The organism is Streptomyces sp. NPDC005784 (genome assembly GCF_042871525.1).
GTDB lineage: Bacteria > Actinomycetota > Actinomycetes > Streptomycetales > Streptomycetaceae > Streptomyces.
In genome coordinates, this window is record NZ_JBIAIQ010000019.1 from 136543 (window position 1) to 156934 (window position 20392).

Annotated in this window: 25 protein-coding genes; 6 read left to right on the top strand and 19 right to left on the bottom strand. The window is 70.7% G+C overall.

Annotated elements, in window-relative coordinates:
- The first annotated feature begins 45 nt into the window (after positions 1 to 45).
- Complete coding sequence (locus tag ACFYR3_RS27335) at positions 46 to 240, top strand: hypothetical protein (RefSeq protein ID WP_355841129.1); 195 nt, start codon at positions 46 to 48, stop codon at positions 238 to 240.
- On the opposite strand, the gene ACFYR3_RS27340 is transcribed toward ACFYR3_RS27335, so the two are convergent.
- Complete coding sequence (locus tag ACFYR3_RS27340; protein WP_355841426.1) at positions 230 to 1138, bottom strand: GntR family transcriptional regulator; 909 nt, start codon at positions 1136 to 1138, stop codon at positions 230 to 232. The genes ACFYR3_RS27335 and ACFYR3_RS27340 overlap by 11 nt on opposite strands.
- A gap of 216 nt (positions 1139 to 1354) precedes the next feature.
- Between ACFYR3_RS27340 and ACFYR3_RS27345 the strand changes: the two genes are divergently transcribed.
- Positions 1355 to 1540, top strand: a complete 186-nt coding sequence (locus tag ACFYR3_RS27345) for a hypothetical protein (protein WP_355841127.1) — start codon at positions 1355 to 1357, stop codon at positions 1538 to 1540.
- Between the two features lie 181 nt (positions 1541 to 1721).
- Here ACFYR3_RS27345 and ACFYR3_RS27350 read toward each other — a convergent pair whose 3' ends face one another.
- From ACFYR3_RS27350 to ACFYR3_RS27360, 3 genes are all read right to left on the bottom strand, one after another.
- Entirely contained in the window at positions 1722 to 2981 is a 1260-nt protein-coding gene (locus ACFYR3_RS27350; protein WP_355841125.1) for a GNAT family N-acetyltransferase, read from the bottom strand.
- A 686-nt stretch (positions 2982 to 3667) separates the two neighbouring features.
- Entirely contained in the window at positions 3668 to 4606 is a 939-nt protein-coding gene (locus ACFYR3_RS27355; RefSeq protein ID WP_355841124.1) for an asparaginase, read from the bottom strand.
- 336 nt (positions 4607 to 4942) lie between these two features.
- On the bottom strand, positions 4943 to 5596 hold the full coding sequence (locus ACFYR3_RS27360; protein WP_355841122.1) for an AmfC protein: 654 nt from the start codon (positions 5594 to 5596) through the stop codon (positions 4943 to 4945).
- Positions 5597 to 5788: 192 nt separating this feature from the next.
- On the opposite strand from ACFYR3_RS27360, the gene dtd reads away from it, so the two are divergent.
- The gene (dtd, locus tag ACFYR3_RS27365) at positions 5789 to 6214 is read left to right on the top strand and encodes a D-aminoacyl-tRNA deacylase (protein WP_355841120.1); all 426 of its coding nucleotides are present in this window, start codon (positions 5789 to 5791) and stop codon (positions 6212 to 6214) included.
- Positions 6215 to 6270: 56 nt separating this feature from the next.
- On the opposite strand, the gene ACFYR3_RS27370 is transcribed toward dtd, so the two are convergent.
- The 6 genes from ACFYR3_RS27370 to ACFYR3_RS27395 form a co-directional block, all read right to left on the bottom strand.
- Positions 6271 to 7236, bottom strand: a complete 966-nt coding sequence (locus ACFYR3_RS27370; RefSeq protein ID WP_389284915.1) for a YgfZ/GcvT domain-containing protein — start codon at positions 7234 to 7236, stop codon at positions 6271 to 6273.
- 139 nt (positions 7237 to 7375) lie between these two features.
- Positions 7376 to 7801, bottom strand: a complete 426-nt coding sequence (locus ACFYR3_RS27375) for a Fur family transcriptional regulator (protein ID WP_356784679.1) — start codon at positions 7799 to 7801, stop codon at positions 7376 to 7378.
- Between the two features lie 74 nt (positions 7802 to 7875).
- Positions 7876 to 8451, bottom strand: a complete 576-nt coding sequence (locus ACFYR3_RS27380) for an FABP family protein (RefSeq protein ID WP_355841114.1) — start codon at positions 8449 to 8451, stop codon at positions 7876 to 7878.
- 261 nt (positions 8452 to 8712) lie between these two features.
- Positions 8713 to 9741 (bottom strand): hypothetical protein, encoded by a 1029-nt coding sequence (locus ACFYR3_RS27385; RefSeq protein ID WP_389284916.1) that lies wholly within the window; start codon positions 9739 to 9741, stop codon positions 8713 to 8715.
- Complete coding sequence (locus tag ACFYR3_RS27390) at positions 9738 to 10757, bottom strand: hypothetical protein (protein WP_389284917.1); 1020 nt, start codon at positions 10755 to 10757, stop codon at positions 9738 to 9740. Before ACFYR3_RS27390 ends, ACFYR3_RS27385 begins: the two co-directional genes overlap by 4 nt.
- Positions 10754 to 11584 (bottom strand): hypothetical protein, encoded by an 831-nt coding sequence (locus ACFYR3_RS27395; protein WP_389284918.1) that lies wholly within the window; start codon positions 11582 to 11584, stop codon positions 10754 to 10756. Before ACFYR3_RS27395 ends, ACFYR3_RS27390 begins: the two co-directional genes overlap by 4 nt.
- Positions 11585 to 11836: 252 nt before the next feature.
- On the opposite strand from ACFYR3_RS27395, the gene ACFYR3_RS27400 reads away from it, so the two are divergent.
- Positions 11837 to 12199 carry a DsrE family protein gene (locus ACFYR3_RS27400; protein WP_261702080.1) on the top strand — a complete coding sequence of 121 codons (363 nt, stop codon included), beginning with the start codon at positions 11837 to 11839 and terminating at the stop codon, positions 12197 to 12199.
- A gap of 57 nt (positions 12200 to 12256) precedes the next feature.
- On the opposite strand, the gene ACFYR3_RS27405 is transcribed toward ACFYR3_RS27400, so the two are convergent.
- From ACFYR3_RS27405 to ACFYR3_RS27445, 9 genes are all read right to left on the bottom strand, one after another.
- Positions 12257 to 12652: a VOC family protein gene (locus ACFYR3_RS27405; protein ID WP_355841104.1), complete on the bottom strand. Its 396-nt coding sequence runs from the start codon at positions 12650 to 12652 to the stop codon at positions 12257 to 12259.
- 49 nt (positions 12653 to 12701) lie between these two features.
- On the bottom strand, positions 12702 to 12965 hold the full coding sequence (locus ACFYR3_RS27410; RefSeq protein ID WP_355841102.1) for a DUF3099 domain-containing protein: 264 nt from the start codon (positions 12963 to 12965) through the stop codon (positions 12702 to 12704).
- Positions 12966 to 13154: 189 nt separating this feature from the next.
- A complete protein-coding gene (locus ACFYR3_RS27415; RefSeq protein WP_054232391.1) occupies positions 13155 to 13442 on the bottom strand; it encodes a DUF1416 domain-containing protein in 288 nt (95 codons plus the stop codon).
- A gap of 30 nt (positions 13443 to 13472) precedes the next feature.
- Positions 13473 to 14318 (bottom strand): sulfurtransferase, encoded by an 846-nt coding sequence (locus ACFYR3_RS27420; RefSeq protein WP_355841100.1) that lies wholly within the window; start codon positions 14316 to 14318, stop codon positions 13473 to 13475.
- Positions 14319 to 14466: 148 nt separating this feature from the next.
- Positions 14467 to 14547, bottom strand: a complete 81-nt coding sequence (locus tag ACFYR3_RS27425) for a putative leader peptide (protein WP_350310325.1) — start codon at positions 14545 to 14547, stop codon at positions 14467 to 14469.
- 354 nt (positions 14548 to 14901) lie between these two features.
- Entirely contained in the window at positions 14902 to 15645 is a 744-nt protein-coding gene (locus ACFYR3_RS27430; protein WP_356784669.1) for a DUF2993 domain-containing protein, read from the bottom strand.
- 182 nt (positions 15646 to 15827) lie between these two features.
- Complete coding sequence (locus ACFYR3_RS27435) at positions 15828 to 16961, bottom strand: hypothetical protein (protein ID WP_389284919.1); 1134 nt, start codon at positions 16959 to 16961, stop codon at positions 15828 to 15830.
- An 8-nt stretch (positions 16962 to 16969) separates the two neighbouring features.
- Positions 16970 to 17224 carry a MoaD/ThiS family protein gene (locus ACFYR3_RS27440; protein WP_261702086.1) on the bottom strand — a complete coding sequence of 85 codons (255 nt, stop codon included), beginning with the start codon at positions 17222 to 17224 and terminating at the stop codon, positions 16970 to 16972.
- Positions 17225 to 17289: 65 nt separating this feature from the next.
- Positions 17290 to 18171: an alpha/beta hydrolase family protein gene (locus tag ACFYR3_RS27445; protein WP_389284920.1), complete on the bottom strand. Its 882-nt coding sequence runs from the start codon at positions 18169 to 18171 to the stop codon at positions 17290 to 17292.
- A 252-nt stretch (positions 18172 to 18423) separates the two neighbouring features.
- Between ACFYR3_RS27445 and ACFYR3_RS27450 the strand changes: the two genes are divergently transcribed.
- Positions 18424 to 19242 carry a response regulator transcription factor gene (locus ACFYR3_RS27450; RefSeq protein WP_355841092.1) on the top strand — a complete coding sequence of 273 codons (819 nt, stop codon included), beginning with the start codon at positions 18424 to 18426 and terminating at the stop codon, positions 19240 to 19242.
- Positions 19243 to 19265: 23 nt separating this feature from the next.
- Positions 19266 to 20288 carry a LacI family DNA-binding transcriptional regulator gene (locus ACFYR3_RS27455; protein ID WP_355841090.1) on the top strand — a complete coding sequence of 341 codons (1023 nt, stop codon included), beginning with the start codon at positions 19266 to 19268 and terminating at the stop codon, positions 20286 to 20288.
- The last annotated feature ends 104 nt before the right edge of the window (positions 20289 to 20392 follow it).

Below are 20392 nucleotides of genomic sequence, written 5' to 3' on the forward strand. Positions count from 1 at the left end.
ACCCAGCACCCCGAGCAGGTCACTGAAGAAGCAGGAGGAACCACCGTGCCCGCCATCGCCCTCCTCTCCGCCGTCTTCGTCGTCGGCTTCGAGCAACTCGTTCAATGGCAGTACGGACCGACGGGCATCGTCGGGCTGCTGCTGCTCACCATCGGGATCAAGGCGAGGAACCCCACGTGCAGTTCCATCGGGGCTGTCGTGCTGGCCCTGCTGGTCGCGGGGCCCGCCATCAGTTCGTGAACAGCAGCTCGGAACTGATGGTCTCCCACAGCGCGTTGAACCAGAGGTGGGACTGTTCCACGAACGTGGTGTCCCGCAGTCCCACTCCCTGGCTGAAGGGAAACAGCATCGACTGCGTGCCCTCGGCGTCGTACATCTCCAGGTATTCGTGGTCGATCTCCTCGCCCCGCCGCGCGAGCGTGTAGTACGCGAAGAGCGCCTCCGCCTCGTTGAGCAGGTACAGCTTCACGGGCGGGGTGAACGGCAGCGCGCGGAAGGAGACCCGCACGTCGATGCCGTGCGTGGCCCGCAGCGCCAGCAGATTGTGCCGCAGCACCTGCACCTGCGCATTGCGCTGGGCGAGCCAGCGACGCCGCGGGCGGTCGTCCTCCAGGTCGTCGACCGGCGCGGGGAACGCGAGGTCGATGTCCCGGCTGGGAAGCAGCACCCGGACGTCGACCCTGGCCGGTTTTATGCGCCCCGCGTGAATCTCGCGCAACGGCTCACCCATGGCGAGGGTGAGCGACACGGCGGTCAGGCACAGGGCGTCGATCTCCACGTGCGGGACCGCGAAGGCCGCCGTGATCCGTGGGGCGAGCGCCACCATGGTGGACTGCGGCTGAGCTTCCGGCCCGGTCAGAGCCCTCTCGGGATGGTCCGCGACCGTCGCCGGGCTCCCCTTGGACACATTGACGAGCAGCCGCTCCGACTGAAGGATGCGCAGCGCCTGGCGCACCGCGCCGCGTTCGACACCGAACTCGTCGGCCAGTTTGGCCTGGGTCGGCATACGCTGGCCGGCCCGCAGCTGACCGGACCTGATCCGGCTGCGCAGCTCGTCGGCCACCTCACGGTGTGACCTCGGCGGCCGTGGTGACCTGTTCCGCCCGTTGACGGCGGCATGCTCCGGCTCCACAACCAGAACCCTACAACTTCCCGCCATCTTTTGACAGTTGCCGGACAGGTGGTTATGAGTCGTCCCAACACGGAGATAAGTAAGAGTGAGTTGGTCGCCAACTTGCACAACATGGTCAAACTTCCGGAGGGTTGGCCGCCGAAGCTCCGCCTGTGCGCCGGGCGGCCGGCGCGGACGGTCCTCAGCGGGGGTCCGCCTCCCCGTCCCCAAGGAGGGACCGTCATGCCGCTCGTCGCCCTCGCCGTCGCCGCCCTGGCCATCGGATTCGAGAACCTCATCCAGTGGGAGTACGGGCCGATGGGCATCATCGCGTTCGTCGCGCTGTCCGTCGGGCTCAAGGCCCGGAACACCACCGTCAGCGGCATCGGGGCCGTGATCCTCGTGATGCTGCTCGCCCAGTCCGGCTGACCGGACACCGCCGTCCGCCAGCCCGGCTGACCGTGCTCCCCTCCGGAGGGGAGCCGGGAGCTCGGTCAGTCCGCACCACCGCACCAACCCGCACCACCACAACCACAACTGAATCGCTACGGATGAGCAGTCGGCATCGGCACCCGCGTGGAAGGAGAACCTCCCTACTGGCAGCAGCAGTTCAGAAGATGTCCGGGCACCACGGTCGCCTGGACGTCCGCAGCAGGGCGTCGGCCACGGAGGCGGCGCCCTCTTGCCGTTCCCGGACCCGGCCCAGCGCCACCAGCCGGACGGCGGACTCGTCCCCGAGCCAGAGCGTCGCCAAGTCTGCGATGGAGAGGGACAGTTGGGCTTCCTCGGTGGTCGGTGCGCAGGTCGCCGTGCCGTCCGACGCGGCCTGGAGCCGGTAGCGGCCGCCGTCCGGCCCGCTCTCGTCCGTCACGTCCAGCACGAGCGTCCCGGCAGCACCGTACGTCCGCGCCTCCAGAGCCCGTACGACATCCAGGATCCGCACCCAGAGCCAGTCCGACTGGCTGGTTATGCGAGCGGCGCGCGGGTCCGGCAGGAAGTGCGGAAGCAGATCGTCGGGGGCGCGTCGGCCGGTCTTGACCCGGGTGATCCAGTCGATCGAGCAGAGGTACTGCCACAGGGCGCGCTCGGCCGCCGGTGTCACCGCGAGCAGCCAGTTCACCTCCGCCGTGTTCCGGGGCTGGTTGGAGTCGCCCCAGTTGTCGTCCGACGTATAGGAGACCAGTCCCTCGATCTCGCCGGACGCCGATCGGTAAGCGGCGTAGAACGGTTCCTTCCGGGGGTCGTCGCCGAGGCGCAGCAGGCCGGTGTCCACCTGCCACCAGCGTTCGTCGCGGCTCACCGCGCCGGGCCGGTCACGCCGGAACCGTTCGTGCAGTTCGGGGCCCGCCTTGCGGACGTCCTCGGCGTCCACCAGGTCGATGCGACCACCGTCGGACGGGCCCGCCCAGCGGGGGTCCAGACCGGTACGCGGTACGTCGACGGTCCACTCGGTGGTGGTGGTGACGGGGCCGAAGCCGTAGCGGCCGTAGATCGGGTACTCGGCGGCGATGAGCGTCGCGACGACATCGCCGCGCTGCCTCGCCGCCGCCAGGTCGGCCTTCATCATGCGGGTGAGCAGGCCCCGGCGGCGGTGCGTGGGCGAGACGGTGACGTTGGAGATCGCGTCCGCGGGGACGGTCGCTCCGCCGACCACGGTGAGCTCCTGCGGGAACGACCTGAACGTCGCGACACAGCGGGAGCCGTCGAACGCGCCCACCGTCCTCGGCGGGATGAGCACCGGCGCCCGCGCCTCGGCCTCCCGCTCCGAGACGACCGGCGGCCGCAGGAACCCCGTTTTCAGGGCGCGCAGCCAGTCCGGGATGTCGGAGGTGGTGATCGGTCGTACGTCGATGGCGTCGGGCGGGGTCATGGAGCCACGCTAGGCGGACGTCGACGGCGTGTCGCCCGGATTTCCGCGCGGTCTCTCCCGGCCGTACCGTCCCCCTCCGCACACCGTCTCCACCCGAAACCCCCGGCACCGCCCGGAACCAACGGCATCTGCACCCAGGGCTCCACCCAGAACCCTCGGCACCCGCACCCGGGGCGGGCGGTGCGGGCCGGTGAGCCCGGTGCGGCGCGGTGCCGGCGCGGTGCGGTGCCGGCCCGGTGCGGTGCGGGCCGGCGCGGTGCGGTGCGGCCCGGCGTGGCCCGGCGTGGCCCGGCGTGGCCCGGTACGGCCCGGTGCGGGCCGGTGCGGTGCGGCGCGGCGCGGGCCCACTGCGGGGCTGCTGGACGGGTGCGGGCCCGTGCGGGACGGTTCAAGCCCGCACGAGCCCGGTGCGGCGCGGCCCAGTGCGGCCCGGCGCGGCCCGGCGCGGCCCGGTGTGGGCCGGTGCGGCCCGGTGCCCGCCCGGTGCGGCCCGGTGCGGGCCCACTGCGGGGCTGCGGGACGGGCGCGGGCCCGTGCGGGACGGTTCAAGCCCGCACGAGCCCGGTGCAAGTTGGCGCGGGACGGATGCGAGCCCGGGGCGAGCCCCGGCGCAGTTCCCCGTGACCTGGCAGGGTGCCCCGCGCCGCCGCTTACAGGGCACGTCCCCGGCCCACCGTGTCCTCTCCTCAGAAAGCCGCCCGGATCTCGCCCACCTCGCGGCCGCCGCCCAGCAGGGGTGCGCTGCCGATCCTCGTCACCACGGGCGCGTCCACGCCCAGCAGGCCGAGCGCGCGGGCCAGGACGGGGCCCAGTGCCCGACCCCCGCCGTCGTCGATCTTGAAGGCGAGGGCACGGCCGTCGGGGAGCGCGAACGCCTGGACGGCTTCGGCACCCATCTTGGAGAGGGCGCCCGGGATCTCGCGCATCAGCCAGGTGTCGGGGCGCCGGGTACCGGCGACGTACTCGGGGTGAGTGCGCATGGCGTCGGCGACGCGGCGCTCGGCGGAGCCGGGGGCCGCGAGGACGAAGGAGCGGAAGGCACGGGCGAGACCCGTGAGAGTGATGGCCATCAGGGGCGCCCCGCAGCCGTCCGTGCCGACCGCGGCGACGGTCTCCCCGGCGTTCTCCTCGATCACGGAGTGGATCAACCGCTGAAGGGGGTGCCCGGGATCGAGGTACGACTCGGTGGGCCAGCCGCGCTGCAGGCACACCGCGAGCATCGCCGTGTGCTTGCCCGAGCAGTTCATGGTGACCCGGTCGCGGACGGCACCGGAGGCGAGATAGGTCTCGGCCTCCACCGGGTCCAGCGGCAGATCCACCGGGCACTGGAGCTGCCCGCCGGTCAGTCCGTGCTCGACGAGCATCTTCTGGACCAGATCACGGTGGAAGGTCTCGCCGGAGTGGCTCGCGGCGGCGAGGGCGAGGCGTTCCCCGGCCAGGTCCAGGCCCGCGCGCAGGACGCCCGCGGCCTGCATGGGCTTGTTCGACGAGCGGGGGAAGACCGGCGCCGTCACCTCGCCGAGCGCCAGCTCGACCGTCCCGTCCGCGGCCAGCACCACCAGGCTGCCGCGGTGGCGGCCCTCGACGAAGCCGGACCGCACGACCTCGGCGAGAACCGGAAGCACGCCGGCTGCACCGGGAGCAGGGGCGGCGCCGGTCGTACGAGTCGAGCCGGGCGCACCAGGCACACCGGCTGGGCTGGGGGTAACGAAGGTGGCAGGAGTGCCAGAGGTGGCAGGAGTGCTGGTTGCGCCTGGTATGACCGGTGTGGCGTCGGGTATGGGCGGGCCTTCGGGCGTACTGGGAGCTACGGACATCGGCGGTGGCCTTCCGGAACGGGGACCCGCTCGGAAGGCATCGGCCGGGTCGTGTCCCGGTCCACACCCCCGCCTGCGCGGAGCGGAAGCGCGCCCCTGGATTCCGGCGCACCCCTCGGCCCCGGGATCGCCGGGGCCGCCACGTCACATGAGCAGGTCGTCTACTTGTGCTTCGCCTTCACGGTACCTGCGGGCGATCTCGGCGCTGCAATCGTCGGCCGTGCGCTGAAGCTGCTGGCGCTGCCGGGAGACCTGCTGCTCATAGCGGACGAGCCGCCCAAGGCCCGCGACCAGCTCTTCGTCCGTCCGGGCGTCCAGGTCCGACAGCTCCACCTCGGCGAGCATGTCTGCGGCCAGCGCCCGGTACTGCTCGCCGTGCGGCGTGCCCACCGTCACATGACGGGCCGAGGAGCGGTACCGGGCCGGAGCGTCCGTCAGGATCTCCGAGAGCCGCTCGACGACGGAGGGGTTCCCCCGGTCCACGAGCGACAGGTGTCCGGAGGCCGGGCCGGTCATCCGGCGCTCTCCGCGGCGCGCGAGCTCCGCGCGCAGGATGTCGATACGCCCCTGGAGCAGCCGCCGGACATAACTGAGGTCGGCCTCGTCCCGCTGGGCGTCCCGGCGCAGCGTCCGCAGTTCGGGCAGCCGGAGGAGGACGATGTCGGAACGGGCCGGGCCGGCCGCCGGCGGGCCGCTGTCGGTGCGCTGCACCGGCGGCCGGGCCGCCATCCCTTCCGCCCGTGTGCTCGTGCGGGTCAATGACACGGCCCCGGGCTGCCCGGTCCTCGATGTGCTCATGTGCCTCTACCGTCCCCTCGAACAGCGGTCCACCCAACGGACGCACCGCGACACCCCGCATGGTGCCACCCCGGATGGTCGCTATGTGACTGAGTGACCCGATCAGCCCCAGATGGCGGGTTGGATACCCCTGGAATTCACGCGAAGGGCCCGCGGCGCGCGATGGCGCCGTGACACGGCATCATGGTCCGCATGCGTGCGGTGGTGCAGAGGGTGGACGGCGCGAGCGTCGTCGTGGACGGCGAGACGGTCGGCGAGATCAGCGGCGAGGGCCTGTGCGTCCTCGTCGGGGTCACTCACGAGGACACCAAGGAGAAGGCGGCCCAACTCGCGCGCAAGCTCTGGTCCGTTCGGATGCTGTCCGACGAGCGGTCCTGCTCCGACATCGACGCGCCACTGCTCGTCATCAGCCAGTTCACGCTGTACGGCGACGCCCGCAAGGGCCGCCGCCCCACCTGGAACGCCGCCGCCCCCGGCGAGGTGGCCGAGCCGCTCGTCGACGAGGTCGTCGCCCAACTCCGCGCTCTGGGCGCCACGGTGGCCACAGGCAGTTTCGGCGCCCAAATGCGCGTCTCGCTGACGAACGACGGCCCGTTCACCGTCCTTCTGGAGATGTGAGCACCCAACAGGTGCGAGCTCTCCGGGAGATATGACCCCTCCCGGAGCTACGAGCCCTACGGCTCGACCACGACCTCCTGCGCCGCCGCCGTCGAGTCCGCCATCAGCGGGGCGTCCAGCGGCACGTTGCGCTTCACGAGTGCCAGGGCGATCGGGCCCAGTTCGTAGTGGCGTACGGACGTGGTGATGAAGCCGATCTTGCGGCCGTCGGGGTCCTCGCTCGCGAGGCGCAGCTCGGTACCGTGCGGAGGCAGAAGGACCTCGCTGCCGTCCAGGTGGAGGAAGACCAGGCGGCGCGGGGGCTTGCCCAGGTTCTGGACGCGGGCGACCGTCTCCTGGCCGCGGTAGCAGCCCTTCTGGAGGTGCACCGCGGTACCGATCCAGCCCAGCTCGTGCGGGATGGTGCGGTGGTCGGTCTCGAAGCCGAGGCGGGGCCGGTGCTGCTCGACGCGCAGGGCCTCGTGGGCGAGGAGACCGGCCGCGGGGCCGGCCTTGGCGGCGTACGCGTCCAGGTCCGCGCGCGGGAGGAAGAGATCACGGCCGTACGGCGTCTCGCGGACGACGACTCCCTCGGGGACCTCGGCGATCGAACCGGCCGGGAGCTCGACGACCGCGAAGTCGGCGGTGCGGTCGGCGACTTCGACGCGGTAGAAGAACTTCATCGACTCCAGGTAGGCGATCAGCGCGTCCTGGGTGTCGGGTTCCGTGTGCATCCACACCGTCGTGCCGTCGTCCACGAGGTACAGCGCGTGCTCGATGTGGCCGTGCGCGGAGAGGATCAGCGCCTCGGTGGCACGGCCCGCCGGGAGGTCGGTTACGTGCTGGGTGAGCAGCAGGTGCAGCCAGGCGAGGCGGTCGTCGCCGGTGACGGTGACGACTCCGCGGTGCGAGAGGTCCACGAAGCCGATGCCGTCGGCAAGGGCACGCTGCTCACGGAACAGGTCGCCGTAGTGGGCCGCGACGCCTTCGTCCACGCCTTCGGCTGGAACGGCGCCGGGCAGGGACAGGAGGGAGCTCTTCATGGACATACACACTACGACCGCGCGGTCGCCGATTTTATTTCTGCGCCGAGACCGCGTGATCGCCGAATGTGATCCCGGATGACCATCCGTGCTCGTACGGGGTCAATTCCGAGATCTCCTGCGCCGGTGTCCAGCGCGGTCACTTCTCCCGGGCCTGGCAGTCCTTGCAGCGTCCGAAGATGGCGAAGTGCTTCATGTCCGTCTCGAAGCCGAAGGTGTCCCGGAGCTTCGCGGTGAACTCGGTGGCGACGGAGACATCGGCCTCGATGACGTTCTCGCAGTCGCGGCAGACGAGGTGGATGTGATGGTGCCTGTCGGCCAGGTGGTACGTCGGTGCGCCGTGCCCCAGATGGGCATGGCTGACCAGCCCGAGCTCCTCCAGGAGCTCCAGGGTCCGGTAGACGGTGGAAATGTTGACCCCCGACGCCGTCTTCCTCACTTCCACGAGGATGTCGTCGGGGGTCGCGTGCTCCAGGGTGTCCACTGCTTCGAGGACAAACTGGCGCTGCGGCGTCAGCCGGTAGCCGCGCTGCCTGAGGTCGCTCTTCCAGTCGGTGCTCACCACACTGGAAGTCTAGGACCATTCCCGTCGGAGCCGACCTGATGAACTGCACGGCGGCTCACGAACCGGACTGCGGCCTACTTGAAGAAAGCGATCCCGTCGTCCGGCATGTCGTCGGGCAGGTCCTTGGCCCAGCGCTCGACGTCCTCCGGGGTGACGACCTTCTTCAGGTGCCCGGACATGTACGGGCGCAGCTCGACCTCGGGGGTCTGCTTCTCACCGACCCACATGAGGTCGCTGTGCACATAGCCGTAGAGGCGCTTGCCACCGGTGTAGGGACCGGAGGCGGCCGTACGGGCCACGGCGTCGGTGACCAGGTCGATCTGCGGCTTCTTGTCGGCCAGTTCGCCGTACCAGATCTCGACGACGCCGTCGTCGCGGGTCATCACGACCTCGACCTTGCGGTCGGCGTCGACGCGCCAGAAACCGGCCTCCGACTCCAGCGGCCGGACCTTCTCGCCCTCCGCGTCGAGCACCCAGCTGTGCGAGCGGTACTCCAGGAAGTCCCGCCCGTCGTGCGTGAAACTGACCTCCTGCCCGAAGTTGCACTTCTCGGAGCCGGGGAAGTCGTAGACACCGACTCCGGCCCAGTCGCCGAGCAGGAAGACAAGGGGGACCAGGTCCTTGTGGAGGTCCGACGGGATCTCGATCATGAGCTGAGCAGTTCCTTGATGGGGGTCAGCGCTGGCCCTGGTACAGCTTCTTCACGGTCAGTCCGGCGAAGGCGAGCACGCCGACGCAGACCAAGGCCAGCAGGGTTTCGAAGAAGATCTCCACGGGGTGCTCCTCGGTGAGCGGAACGGGTCCCCGCCCGGGCGAGCCGGGACTGGGGAGGTACACAAAAGCCGGGCCCCAGCTTACGCGGCTGGGGCCCGGCGCTCTCTTTCAGGTAGGCCCTGTCGCGGCCGTGGTCCTCAGCCGAGGAGCTGGCTCTGCAGAACCACCGTCTGCTGGAAGGGAACCGCCGACGCGGAGCCCTTGCGGGACTGCACGACGAGGGCGATGGTGTCCCCGGCCGACACATACGCCTCACGGACCTGTTCGGCGCCGTACGGCTTGCTCTCCGTGTAGGCGTACCGGGTGATCTCGTCGACTGCGGCCCGCTCCGGGAACTGCTCGTCCCGTTCGGTCAGGGCGGCACCGCGCAGCGCGTAGTGCGGGGAGTCGTAGTTCGTCAGCTGCGCGGAGGCCAGGTCCTCCGCGACGGCGGCGGTGTCGAACTGGAGCAGGTAGATCCGTGTGTGCGTGCCGTCAGCGGCGGTCCAGCCGCGCGCGGCGATGTGCCGCACGGCGCTGCCGGTCAGCAGATCGCCGAGGGTTTCCCGGGCCTGCGGCTCGGCGTACTGCGCCAGGAAGGTCTTCTGCGCCAGCCAGCCGTCGTCACCGCGCAGGGCCGCATCGGCCTTGGCGTTCTTCGGCGCCGGGAGGAGCAGCTTGCGCAGGTCGGCGTAGTGGGTGCCGGCCTTGTTCGACGAGGCGAACGGGCCCGGACTGCCGGACGGCAGCGGCGGCTTGGTGATCGTCGGGTAGTCCCAGCGCCCGTCGGCCTGCGTCGCCAGACCGGGTACGTCGGTGCGCTCCATGCCGGCGATGCCGTACGCGACGGACGAGCCGACCGCCGCGAAGACCACGGTGGCGGCGGTCCAGCGCAGGACGGCGCGCAGCACCCGGCGGTCCTTCTTGACCTTGACCGGGGGTACCTGGGGCTCGTCGGCCGCGATGACCTCGGCGCCTGCGGACGGCTCCTCGGGCAGCGGGCTCACCGCGGCCTCCGGCCCTGCCGGCGGTGTGACGGCCGGCGGCTCCGCCGCCCGCGAGTCGGGTTGCGGCTCGGTCTGCGGTACGGCTTCCGGTTCGGTCCGCTCGGCAGGTGCCGTCTGCTCGACCACCGTCGTCTGCTCGGCCGACGTCGTCTGGCCGACCTCTGTCGTCTGCTCGGTCATACCGCCTCCCCCGGCTCCTGGATACGGTCGAGCTGCTCACGGAGGAGCTGCGCGACCCCCTTGGTGTTCATCGGCTTCGCCGCGTACGCGGTGACGCTGACCTGTACGTCGCCCTGGTAGGCGGAGCAGATCATCATGTCGAGCTTCTCCTCCTTGTCCTTGGGCGGCAGGAAGCACTTGGCGTTCTTGTGGCCCTCGATCTTCGGTCCGGCACGGAAGATCTTGAGGGCGTCGAGGAACTCGTTCTGGAACGTGGACCTGTTCCGGATCGCGGCCTTGTCCTCCATCTGGACCAGCTCGATGCTCACCGTGAACGCATGGGACGCGTAGAGGGTGGAGTCTCCGGCGTTCGACGTGCTCAGGTAGCTGCGCATCGCGATGCCCTTGGTGTGCTGCTTGTCGATCTGCTTCTCGATCCGCCGCCGCTGGGAGCGGGGCAGACCGCGGATCGACTCCTTGCGCAGGGCGGTGGCCTCGCCCCCGCTGAGCGCGGCGTCGGAGCCGAACTCGGCGATGTCCGGACCGCGGCTCCAGCTGTCGTCGTACGGCACGAGCACGGCGGCCAGGGGCGAGGCGGCCTTCGGCGTCTTGACCTCGTGCTTCTCCGATTTCGGGAACTTCCAGGTGGGCGCGCCCGCGGCACGGTCGGCGTCCTGGACGGTCACCACGGTGTAGGCGCTGCCCGCGATGACGGCCCCGACGAGCAGCACGGCACCGGCGACGGCGGCGATACGGCCACGCCGGACGGGCTTCTTGCCGGGAGTGGGTTCAGCGGTGACCGCTTCCGGCACGACGGACCCGGGCAGGGCCGACTCCGGCACGGCCACTGCCGCCGTCGCCGTCGGCTCGGGGACCGCCGGCTCGGGGACCGCCGGCTCGGGGACTACCGGCTCGGGGACTACCGGCTCGGGGACTACCGGCTCGGGGACTACCGGCTCGGACGCGGCCGGCGCCGGAGCGGGCTCCACGGGCTTCATGGGTTCCGCGTCCTCCGGGTTCGCAGATCGCTCGTTCACAGCCGCTCCATCTGCCGCTTGGCCAGGTCCATGATCTTCGACTTCGGGATCGGCTTGGAGTCGTAGATCCAGATCTCCATGGCGATGTCACCGCGCGAGGCCGTCGCCTGCGCCTTGTAGAGCGGCAGGTAGCCGGCCTTCCTCTCCGGCTTGAAGAGGTAGACCATGCCGTCGCTCGCACCGGGGACGGGCCAGCTGCTGGTGTCGTCCACGTCCCACCCGCCCGCCTGGTCCGAGGCGCTGAGGTTCTCCTCCTGGCGGTACTGCACCAGCCGGACGCTGGCGTTGTAGGTGCTGCCCACCGTCCAGGTGACGCCGGCGGCCCGCCGGAACTCCGCCGTGACGAGGTCGCCGAACACCCGGTCCGAGTGCTCCAGTTCACCCGCGTAGACGGCCAGGTCCAGCCAGCCGTCCCTTTCCGGCGCCCAGTCGGGCACCTTGGCGCCCTTCGGCCGGGGAAGCAGCAGCTTGCGCAGATCGCCGTCCGTCTTCACCCGGTGGTCCTGGGCGGCGGACAGCGGCTCGGGGCCGGGGCCCTTGGCCTGGGCGACCACCGGCTGCGACAGCGAGGGCAGTTCGGTGGGCGCGCGGTCGGCCTGGACCAGGTATCCGGCGCAGGTACCGGCGACGAGACCCAGCACGGCGGCCGTGGCGATGAGCAGAGTCGTACGACCGCGCCGACGGACGCGCGGCACTGACGGAGCGTCATCCGCCTCGACCGAGGATTCCGCCTCGGCGGACTCGGACATCACCGGAGCCAACTGCTCGGCGGACGCCGCGGGTTCATCCGGCTCCGCCGCTGCCGCGGTCAGCACCGGGGTCGACACCGACGCCGGGGATTCCTCGGCCGGCACGGACTCCGCGGGCTGTACGGGAGCACGAGGTGTCGTACCGGAATCAGTAATCGGCGCAACCTCGGGCACGCCCGGTCTTTCCGGTGTTTCGGATCCTTCGGGTACTACCAAGACGTCCCCCCACGAACGTGAAGCACGGATTCCGTATCCGCGTGCACAGGAGACCCATGGCTCACGCATGGGGTTGCCCGGACGTTGATCACGATTCGGAATACCATGGCGGTCATGGCGAACAAGCTCGTGATCAAGGTGACGGCGGGGGCCGATGCCCCGGAGCGCTGCTCACAGGCGTTCACCGTCGCGGCGGTGGCCGTGGCCAGTGGCGTCGAGGTCTCTCTCTGGCTGACCGGCGAGTCCGCGTGGTTCGCGCTGCCGGGCCGCGCCGCCGAGTTCGAGCTGCCGCACGCGGCGCCGCTGCCCGATCTGATCGACTCGATCCTGGCGGCCGGGCGCATCACCCTGTGCACCCAGTGCGCGGCCCGGCGCGACATCACGGAGAAGGACGTCCTGGAGGGCGTACGGATCGCGGGTGCGCAGGTGTTCGTGCAGGAGGCGATGGCGGACGGGACGCAGGCGCTGGTCTACTGACGCCGTCCGCACGGCTCCGCGGGCAGGGCCCGCGCCTCCGCCGACCGCGCCGCGGCCCTACTGACCGCGTCTGCGCCGGCCGCGCGTGTCCACCCAGAGACAGAAGGGGTGGCCCGCCGGGTCGAACAGCACCCGTACGTCCTCCTGGGGCTGATGGTCGGCCAGCCGGGCACCCTGCTCGACGGCGTGGACGGTCTCCTCGGCCAGGTCGTCGACCTCGATGTCGAGATGGAGCATCATCCGCTGGTCACCGGGGCCCGCGGGCCATACCGGCGGTGTGTACAGCGGCTCGGTCTCGAAGGCGAGCGCGACCCCGCCGAACGGCGGGCCGATGAGCACCCACTCGGGCTCCTCGGCGCGCACCTCGTATCCGAGCAGCCTCCGGTAGAAGTCGGCCAGTTCATGGGCGTCGGGCGCGTCGAGCACCACGGTGGACAACCTCGTACGCGACATAGACGCCTTTTCCGCTCCTGCTTCCGCCGCCGTTTTCAGTGCTGCCGCTCTACTGCTGCCGTCGTTTCTTGCCGTCCAGCTCGTCCCACCACTCGTCGGACTTCGGGTCCCCGGACGGGTCGTCCCACCATCGGTCCTCCGGCCCCCGCCGGTTGGCCACCATCGCGGCCACCGGCGGTATCAGCATGGCCACCACACACATTCCGACGGCCACGGGAACCGACCACAGCCGTACGACTCCCCAGGCGAGGACGAACAGCACGATGCACGTCCCCATCATGGCGAAGTACAGATGACGCCTGCGCGCGTACATACCACCAGCGTAGGCCCGGACAACCCGTCCGGCGCAGTGTCGGCGACCCCTGCGGGGCGGGGACGGGTGCCGGGGCGGGCGAGGAGGGCAAGCCGAAGGGCCGCACCCCGATCCGGTAAGCGTCCAACCCCCGGGGGTGCGGCCCTTCGGCCGTTCAGTCGACTGCCGTCACGGACGGCGGTCCGCCGTTCAGACGGCGATCGCGACCTCGGCGAGGCCGCCCGTCTGGGCGACGACCGTGCGGTCGGCGGTGCCACCGGGGACCAGCGCGCGGACGGTCCAGGTGCCCTCGGCCGCGTAGAAGCGGAACTGACCCGTCGCGGAGGTGGGGACCTCCGCCGTGAACTCGCCGGTCGAGTCCAGGAGACGGACGTAGCCCGTCACCGGCTCGCCGTCGCGGGTCACCTGACCCTGGATCGTGGTCTCACCGGGCTTGATCGTCGAGGCGTCGGGGCCGCCGGCCTTCGCTCCACACATATTTCGATTCCGTCCTTCAGGCCTTGAGGGTTACTTGTTGGCGCCGAGCTCGATCGGCACGCCGACGAGGGAGCCGTACTCGGTCCAGGAGCCGTCGTAGTTCTTGACGTTCTGCACACCGAGGAGCTCGTGCAGCACGAACCAGGTGAGCGCGGAACGCTCACCGATGCGGCAGTAGGCGATCGTGTCCTTGGCGAGGTCGACCTGCTCGGCGGCGTAGAGCTCCTTGAGCTCGTCGTCCGACTTGAAGGTGCCGTCGTCGTTGGCGTTCTTCGACCACGGGATGTTGCGGGCGCTCGGGACGTGGCCCGGACGCTGCGACTGCTCCTGCGGCAGGTGCGCCGGGGCGAGCAGCTTGCCGCTGAACTCGTCGGGCGACCGGACGTCGACCAGGTTCTGCGAACCGATCGCGGCGACGACGTCGTCGCGGAAGGCGCGGATCGAGGTGTTCTGGGCCTTGGCCTTGTAGGCGGTGGCGGCGCGGTCGGGGATCTGCGAGCCGTCGACCAGGTCGCGGGAGTCGAGCTCCCACTTCTTGCGGCCGCCGTCGAGCAGCTTCACGTTCTCGTGGCCGTAGAGCTTGAAGTACCAGTAGGCGTAGGACGCGAACCAGTTGTTGTTGCCGCCGTAGAGGACGACCAGCGTGTCGTTGCCGATGCCCTTCGAGGAGAGGAGCTTCTCGAAGCCCTCCTGGTCGATGAAGTCACGGCGGACCGGGTCCTGGAGGTCCTTGGTCCAGTCGATCCGGATGGCGTTCTTGATGTGGTTCTTCTCGTACGCCGACGTGTCCTCGTCGACCTCGACGACGGCCACGTTCGGGTCGTCCAGGTGGTCCTGGACCCAATCGGCGTCTACCAGGACGTCGCTGCGGCTCATGCTCGTTCTCCTCCGGGGCAGTTGCGGCGGGGTGGTGCGTTGGAGAGGGTGCGCGGTGCTGCATGCCGGTGAGGGCTGCGCGGCGCAATGGTGGCCCGGACAAGAGAGGTCCAGGGGCCCGGCTCGCGGAAGGCGGGAAGGCTTCCGCTCAGAAGGTGCGACAGAGCATGGCGGCGACGCGGCACAGGTCTACTGCCCGCCGCTTCGTGAGGTCCGCCTGTCGCTTCATGGGTCCGATCGTAGGGACGGACAGGCGCGCATGTCACCGGCGTGTCGAATGTTGAGACGCGATCGTCCGCATTGTGATACGCAGGCGCCGTCGAGGCCCGGTCCCCATGGATTCCGGGGGTCTGTATCGGTCATCAATTCGCCGCCGCATCTGCGGTACGGACGGGGCCGTCTCGCCTTTCGGACAGCCACCCGCCGACGGGGCCTTCCACCGGGCCGTTCCACCGGACCCTCCCGGCAGAATCTTCATCCCGGGCCGGTCCGAACCGGCCCGGACCGGTTCGGCAGGACTTCTTTCGGTAGGACTTCACGGTTCGGTAGGACTTCTACGGGCCTGGTCCGGCAGGAGTGCCTTCTACCCGACCAGCCTGACGTCCGAACCCTTCACCGAGATCTCGACACCGCCCGGGGCCGCCTCGACCTTGTCGAGCTTGATGCCGCCGGGCAGCTGCTCGATCTTCTGCTGGAAGTCGGTGATGGAGCGGATCCGGCCCTCGGCGAGCTGGACGCCCAGCTTGGGCAGCGAGTCGGCGTGCACCTTCACGGTGTCGCCGGAGACGGTGACCGAGCTGAGCACCGAGACCGGCTCGGGGAGCTTGGTGCCGAGGACAGTTCCCGAGACGGTGACCTTGATCTTGCCGTTGCCGCCGTCGGAGAGGCCGATGACCTGGGCCTCGACGCCGGGCGCCACGTCCGCGGGGCCGGACTTCGCGGCCTTGAGCAGTTCGGCGTACGAGATCGACGCGCTGCCGGTGGCGCTGCCGGCGGTGGCGGAGCTGTAGTCACCGTTGAAGGCGACGCCGTGCATCTCGGCGTTGAGGTCGTCGATACGGATGGTGCCGGCGGAGGAGCCCGTGCCGCCCGTCGACGCCTCGTAGCTCTTGATGCCGATCTTCACGTCGTCGAGTTCACCGCCGACGACCTGGGTGAGGAACGGAAAGCCCCCGATGGACACGTCGGGGGTGGTCGCGAGGCCCTCGGTGCTCTTGATCCGGCCGGCCGCCTCGTCCTCCGCGAACCCGACCGCAACCCGGTCGGCGAGCACGAAAAGACCGCCGAGAACGATTGCGAGAATCAGGGTTATTCGCAGTGCGCGCATGCTCGATGTTCCCCCACCTGGGACGGCCCCGTCTGAACGGCCGAGTGGCCGCCGAGCGCGAGCCTAACCCCGAAGGGCCCCCAAATCGGGGGCCCTTGAAGGTAGTTGTCGATCACCTGTGACGATAGGCGCGGCCCGACGCCCGGATCCGGCCGACGGGATCCGGCCGACGGGATCGGCGATCAGCCCAGCGCTCGGCCCAGCAGGTAGACCGCCGGGGCGGCGGCGGCCAGCGGCAGTGCCACGCCCGCGGTGAAGTGGACGAACCGGGAGGGGTAGTCGTAGCTCGCCACCCGGTGCCCGATCAGCGCGCAGGCACCCGCGCCGAGGCCCAGGAAGGCGCCCTGTGTGCCCAGGTCCGTCATCCCGCCGACCGCGATACCGGCGCCCGCGGCGGCCAGCAGCGCGACGACCACGGAGGCCGCCGTGGGCAGCGGCAGCGCGCGGGCCAGGATCGCCACGGCGACCGCGGCGGCGCCCACCGTCACGGCGTCCGGCTCGGCCGCCGGATACCCGGCCGCGATGATCGACAGAGCCGCGGAGACGACGGTCGCCATCAGGCCGTACATCCGGGTGTCCGGGTCGGCGTGACTGCGCAACTGCAGCACGAGGGTCAGCAGGACCCACACACCGAGGGTGCCGAGGATCGCGGCGGGCGCGTTCTCCCGGCCGGCCGCGAGCAGTGCCACGTCGGCGGTCACCGCGCCCAGGAACGCCAGCGCGATGCCCTGCCGGGCGGGCCACATCCCGTTCAGCCGGAACCAGCCCGCCGCCGTGACGGCCTGGAGCAGGACGAGGGGGACGACGAGCGCGTACTCCCCGATCGCCGCCGCCCCGGAGAGCAGCAGCGCGAGCAGCGCCGTCAGCGCGGCCGGCTGCATCCCCGGCTCGATGATCGGCGACCGACCCTCGGCGCGGGCGCGCTGGGCGTCGGTGATCCGGCTCTGGCCGATGACGGTCGCGGGCCCGTACCCGGCGGCCTCGCTCGCGCTCTCGGGAAGGGTCCCGCCGGCGCCGGATGCCGCATCGGCGGCCGGCGGGTGTGCCGGGGTCCACGGCTGTGCCGGAGCCTCGGGGGGCAGGGGCGCGCCCACGACGCCGCCGTACCCCTGGGGCTCGCTGTACGTCTGGTACCCCTGCGGAGGCAGATACGTGTCCGCCGCGGGGACCGGCGTCTGCGCCTGCGTCTCCCAGGTCCGCCCCTCCCACTGCTGGGTGTGCTGCGGCCACTCGGGCTGCTGCTGGGGCTCCTGCTGCTGGGGCTGCTGATACGGGTCGTACCCCTCGTGCCGACCCTCGTACGGCTGGTTGCTCATCGTCTCGCTCACCCTCCTGCGAACGGCGGGAGCACCTCGACCGTGCCGCCCTCGGCCAGCCGTACCGTCTCATGCCCGCGGGTCCCCACGGGATCACCGTCGATCAGGAACGAGCATCGCCGCAGGACGCGGACGAGTTCGCCGGGGTGTCGTTCGCGGGCCGCGTCGAGTGCCTCGGCGAGCGTGCCCGCGTCGTACGGCTCGTCGTCGACGCCTGCCGCGGCCTTGGCGGCGGCCCAGTAACGCACCGTGCCCTTTGCCATCTCGTTCCTCAATCAGCGATCTGGTGTGTGGTGTCCGCGCGTCTGTTTGCGTGAACCCCGTCAGGCTAGCCCGCGTGGGTGACGGCCCAGTCCCCGATCCGGGTGAGCAGGTCGTCGGCGGCGGCGTTCTCGGCGTGCCCCATGCCGTGCTCCAGCCACAGTTCGGCGTGGCCGCCGGAGGCCTCGGCCAGCATGCGCGGGTGGTCGAGGGGGAAGTAGCCGTCCTGGTCGCCGTGGACGATGAGGAGCGGGGTCGGCGCGATGTGCGGGACGCACTCGACCGGGGACTCCGGCACCGGGTCCCAGTCGCGGTGGTGGATCCGGGTCCGCAGACCGAACCGGCCCACGATCCGGCCCTCCGGGCGGGTTACCAGCCAGTGCACCCGCCGCATAGGGGCCGTACCCCGGTAGTACCAACGGGCCGGTGCGCTCACCGAAACCACCACGTCCGTATGCGCCCCTGTGCGCCCCTCGTGCTCCCGGCCGGGCCCCGGCTCACCACCTGGCCCCGGCCCCTTCTCCCCGTACAGCGCGGCGTGCCGCAGCACCACCGAGCCGCCCATCGAGAAGCCGACGGTCACGATCCGGGTGTGCCCGAGTTCACGCGCCCAGGCGACCGCGGCCGCCAGATCGTGGACCTCGCGGTCGCCGACCGTCGAACGGCCGCCCGATCCGCCGTGACCACGGAAGGAGAAGGTGACCACCGCCGCGCCGCGGGCGAGGACGCCGGCAGCGCGGCGGACGTGCGGACGGTCCAGATCACCCGTGAATCCGTGTGCGACGATGAACGCAAGGTCACCCGACGACTCCGTTCCGGGGTCGTAGGCGGCGTCGATCGTCACCCCGTCGACCGTGCGCAGAAACTTCCGCAAAGGGGTGCGCGACGTTGTCTCAAGGCGTGGACTCTTGAAAGATCGCGTCACTTGACCTGCCGGACCTGAGCTCATGTGGGCTATTCTGCTGGGCATGAGGACTCGGGCAGAGTAGCCCCCGGGTCCTTTTGTGCTTTCGGAAGCGTTGTATACGAAGCGGGAAACCGCAGGTGTACGGGCCTCGGACGCACAGCGGATCCCAGGGGCGCGGGAACCGCACGTACAGGGCAGTGCCGTAAACGTCCTCGCAGGGACCGAGGAGGAACCAGACGTTATGGGCGAGCGAACCGTGCACGAAGGCAGGACGACCCAAGTGGGTGAGGCGCGATGAGTTCTCTGTTGCTCCTGACCAATGCCCTTCAGCCGTCGACGGAGGTGCTTCCCGCTCTCGGCCTGCTGCTGCACAACGTGCGCGTGGCTCCGGCGGAAGGCCCAGCTCTCGTCGACACCCCAGGTGCCGACGTCATCTTGATCGACGGACGACGTGATCTCCCGCAGGTCCGCAGCCTGTGCCAGCTGCTGCGCTCCACGGGACCCGGCTGTCCACTCATCCTCGTCGTGACGGAGGGCGGCCTCGCGGCCGTCACCGCCGACTGGGGCATCGACGACGTCCTCCTCGACACGGCCGGTCCGGCCGAGGTCGAGGCCCGCCTGCGGCTCGCGATGGGCCGCCAGCAGATCGTCAACGACGACTCCCCGATGGAGATCCGCAACGGCGACCTCTCCGTGGACGAGGCGACGTACAGCGCCAAGCTCAAGGGCCGGGTCCTCGATCTCACCTTCAAGGAGTTCGAGCTCCTGAAGTACCTGGCGCAGCACCCGGGCCGCGTCTTCACCCGCGCCCAGCTGCTCCAGGAGGTCTGGGGCTACGACTACTTCGGCGGTACGCGGACGGTCGACGTCCACGTACGGCGGCTGCGCGCGAAGCTCGGACCCGAGCACGAGTCGCTGATCGGAACCGTCCGGAACGTCGGTTATCGATTCGTTACCCCCGAGAAGGTGGACCGCGCCGCGGACGGGGCGAAGGCCAAGGCGGCCCAGCCAAAGCCGGAGGATGCGGACGAGACGGCGCACCTGGACAGCGCCGCCCCGGCCGAGGCCGCCGTGGAGCCGCAGGAAGCCGCCGTACGCCCTGCCCAGAGGTAGGTCCATCCGCGTAGACTCCGCGCGTGGCCAAGGTGACTAGGGATGATGTAGCGCGACTGGCGGGTACGTCCACCGCCGTCGTCAGCTATGTCATCAACAACGGACCCCGGCCGGTCGCCCCGGCCACGCGCGAGCGCGTTCTCGCCGCGATCAAGGAGCTGGGGTACCGGCCCGACCGGGTCGCCCAGGCCATGGCATCGCGGAAGACCGAGCTCATAGGCCTGATCGTGCCGGACGCGCGCCAGCCCTTCTTCGGGGAGATGGCGCACGCGGTCGAACAGGCCGCCGCCGAGCGCGGAAAAATGGTGCTGGTCGGCAACTCCGACTACATCGCCGAGCGCGAGGTCCACTATCTGCGCGCCTTCCTCGGCATGCGGGTCTCCGGACTGATCCTCGTCAGCCACGCGCTGAACGACCACGCGGCCGCCGAGATCGACGCGTGGGACGCCCGTGTGGTGCTCCTCCACGAACGCCCCGAGGCGATCGACGACGTGGCCGTCGTCACCGACGACATAGGGGGCGCCCAGCTCGCCACCCGGCACCTTCTGGAGCACGGGTACGAGTACGTGGCCTGTCTCGGCGGTACGGCCGAGACGCCCGCCGTCGGCGACCCCGTCTCCGACCACGTCGAGGGCTGGCGGCGCGCCATGCAGGAGGCCGGCAAGCCGACCGAGGGGCGCCTCTTCGAGGCCCCGTACAACCGCTACGACGCCTACCAGGTCGGCCTGGAGCTGCTCGCCGGACCGCACCGGCCGCCGGCCATCTTCTGCTCCACGGACGACCAGGCCATCGGTGTGCTGCGGGCCGCGCGCGAGCTGCGCATCGACGTGCCGGGTCAGCTGGCTGTCGCCGGGTTCGACGACGTCAAGGAAGCGGCCCTGACCGACCCTCCTCTGACAACGATCGCATCGGACCGCTCGGCGATGGCCCGCGCGGCCGTGGACCTCGTACTGGACGACGGGCTGCGGGTGCCGGGGTCCCGCCGCGAGCGGCTGAAGCTGTTCCCCTCACGCCTGGTGGTACGCCACTCCTGCGGCTGCGAGTAGACCCCGCTCGGCGGGCCCGACGCCGCCGCACGCACGCACGGACCGCGGAGATCCCCGCGCCCCTGAGGGGGCGCGGGGATCTCTGTTTGCAGCAGTGGGCCAGG

Bases quoted from the DNA above. Each gene is read 5' to 3' on its own strand.
- ACFYR3_RS27410 (WP_355841102.1), bottom strand. From the start codon at position 12,965: ATGTACGCGCGCAGGCGTCATCTGTACTTCGCCATGATGGGGACGTGC.
- ACFYR3_RS27400 (WP_261702080.1), top strand. From the start codon at position 11,837: ATGGCGAACAAGCTCGTGATCAAGGTGACGGCGGGGGCCGATGCCCCG.
- ACFYR3_RS27445 (WP_389284920.1), bottom strand. From the start codon at position 18,171: ATGAGCTCAGGTCCGGCAGGTCAAGTGACGCGATCTTTCAAGAGTCCA.
- ACFYR3_RS27345 (WP_355841127.1), top strand. From the start codon at position 1,355: ATGCCGCTCGTCGCCCTCGCCGTCGCCGCCCTGGCCATCGGATTCGAG.
- ACFYR3_RS27405 (WP_355841104.1), bottom strand. From the start codon at position 12,652: ATGTCGCGTACGAGGTTGTCCACCGTGGTGCTCGACGCGCCCGACGCC.
- ACFYR3_RS27450 (WP_355841092.1), top strand. From the start codon at position 18,424: ATGAGTTCTCTGTTGCTCCTGACCAATGCCCTTCAGCCGTCGACGGAG.
- ACFYR3_RS27360 (WP_355841122.1), bottom strand. From the start codon at position 5,596: ATGAGCACATCGAGGACCGGGCAGCCCGGGGCCGTGTCATTGACCCGC.
- ACFYR3_RS27440 (WP_261702086.1), bottom strand. From the start codon at position 17,224: ATGGCAAAGGGCACGGTGCGTTACTGGGCCGCCGCCAAGGCCGCGGCA.
- ACFYR3_RS27385 (WP_389284916.1), bottom strand. From the start codon at position 9,741: ATGACCGAGCAGACGACAGAGGTCGGCCAGACGACGTCGGCCGAGCAG.
- ACFYR3_RS27350 (WP_355841125.1), bottom strand. From the start codon at position 2,981: ATGACCCCGCCCGACGCCATCGACGTACGACCGATCACCACCTCCGAC.
- ACFYR3_RS27430 (WP_356784669.1), bottom strand. From the start codon at position 15,645: ATGCGCGCACTGCGAATAACCCTGATTCTCGCAATCGTTCTCGGCGGT.
- ACFYR3_RS27370 (WP_389284915.1), bottom strand. From the start codon at position 7,236: ATGAAGAGCTCCCTCCTGTCCCTGCCCGGCGCCGTTCCAGCCGAAGGC.
- ACFYR3_RS27435 (WP_389284919.1), bottom strand. From the start codon at position 16,961: ATGAGCAACCAGCCGTACGAGGGTCGGCACGAGGGGTACGACCCGTAT.
- dtd (WP_355841120.1), top strand. From the start codon at position 5,789: ATGCGTGCGGTGGTGCAGAGGGTGGACGGCGCGAGCGTCGTCGTGGAC.
- ACFYR3_RS27425 (WP_350310325.1), bottom strand. From the start codon at position 14,547: ATGAAGCGACAGGCGGACCTCACGAAGCGGCGGGCAGTAGACCTGTGC.
- ACFYR3_RS27415 (WP_054232391.1), bottom strand. From the start codon at position 13,442: ATGTGTGGAGCGAAGGCCGGCGGCCCCGACGCCTCGACGATCAAGCCC.
- ACFYR3_RS27380 (WP_355841114.1), bottom strand. From the start codon at position 8,451: ATGATCGAGATCCCGTCGGACCTCCACAAGGACCTGGTCCCCCTTGTC.
- ACFYR3_RS27420 (WP_355841100.1), bottom strand. From the start codon at position 14,318: ATGAGCCGCAGCGACGTCCTGGTAGACGCCGATTGGGTCCAGGACCAC.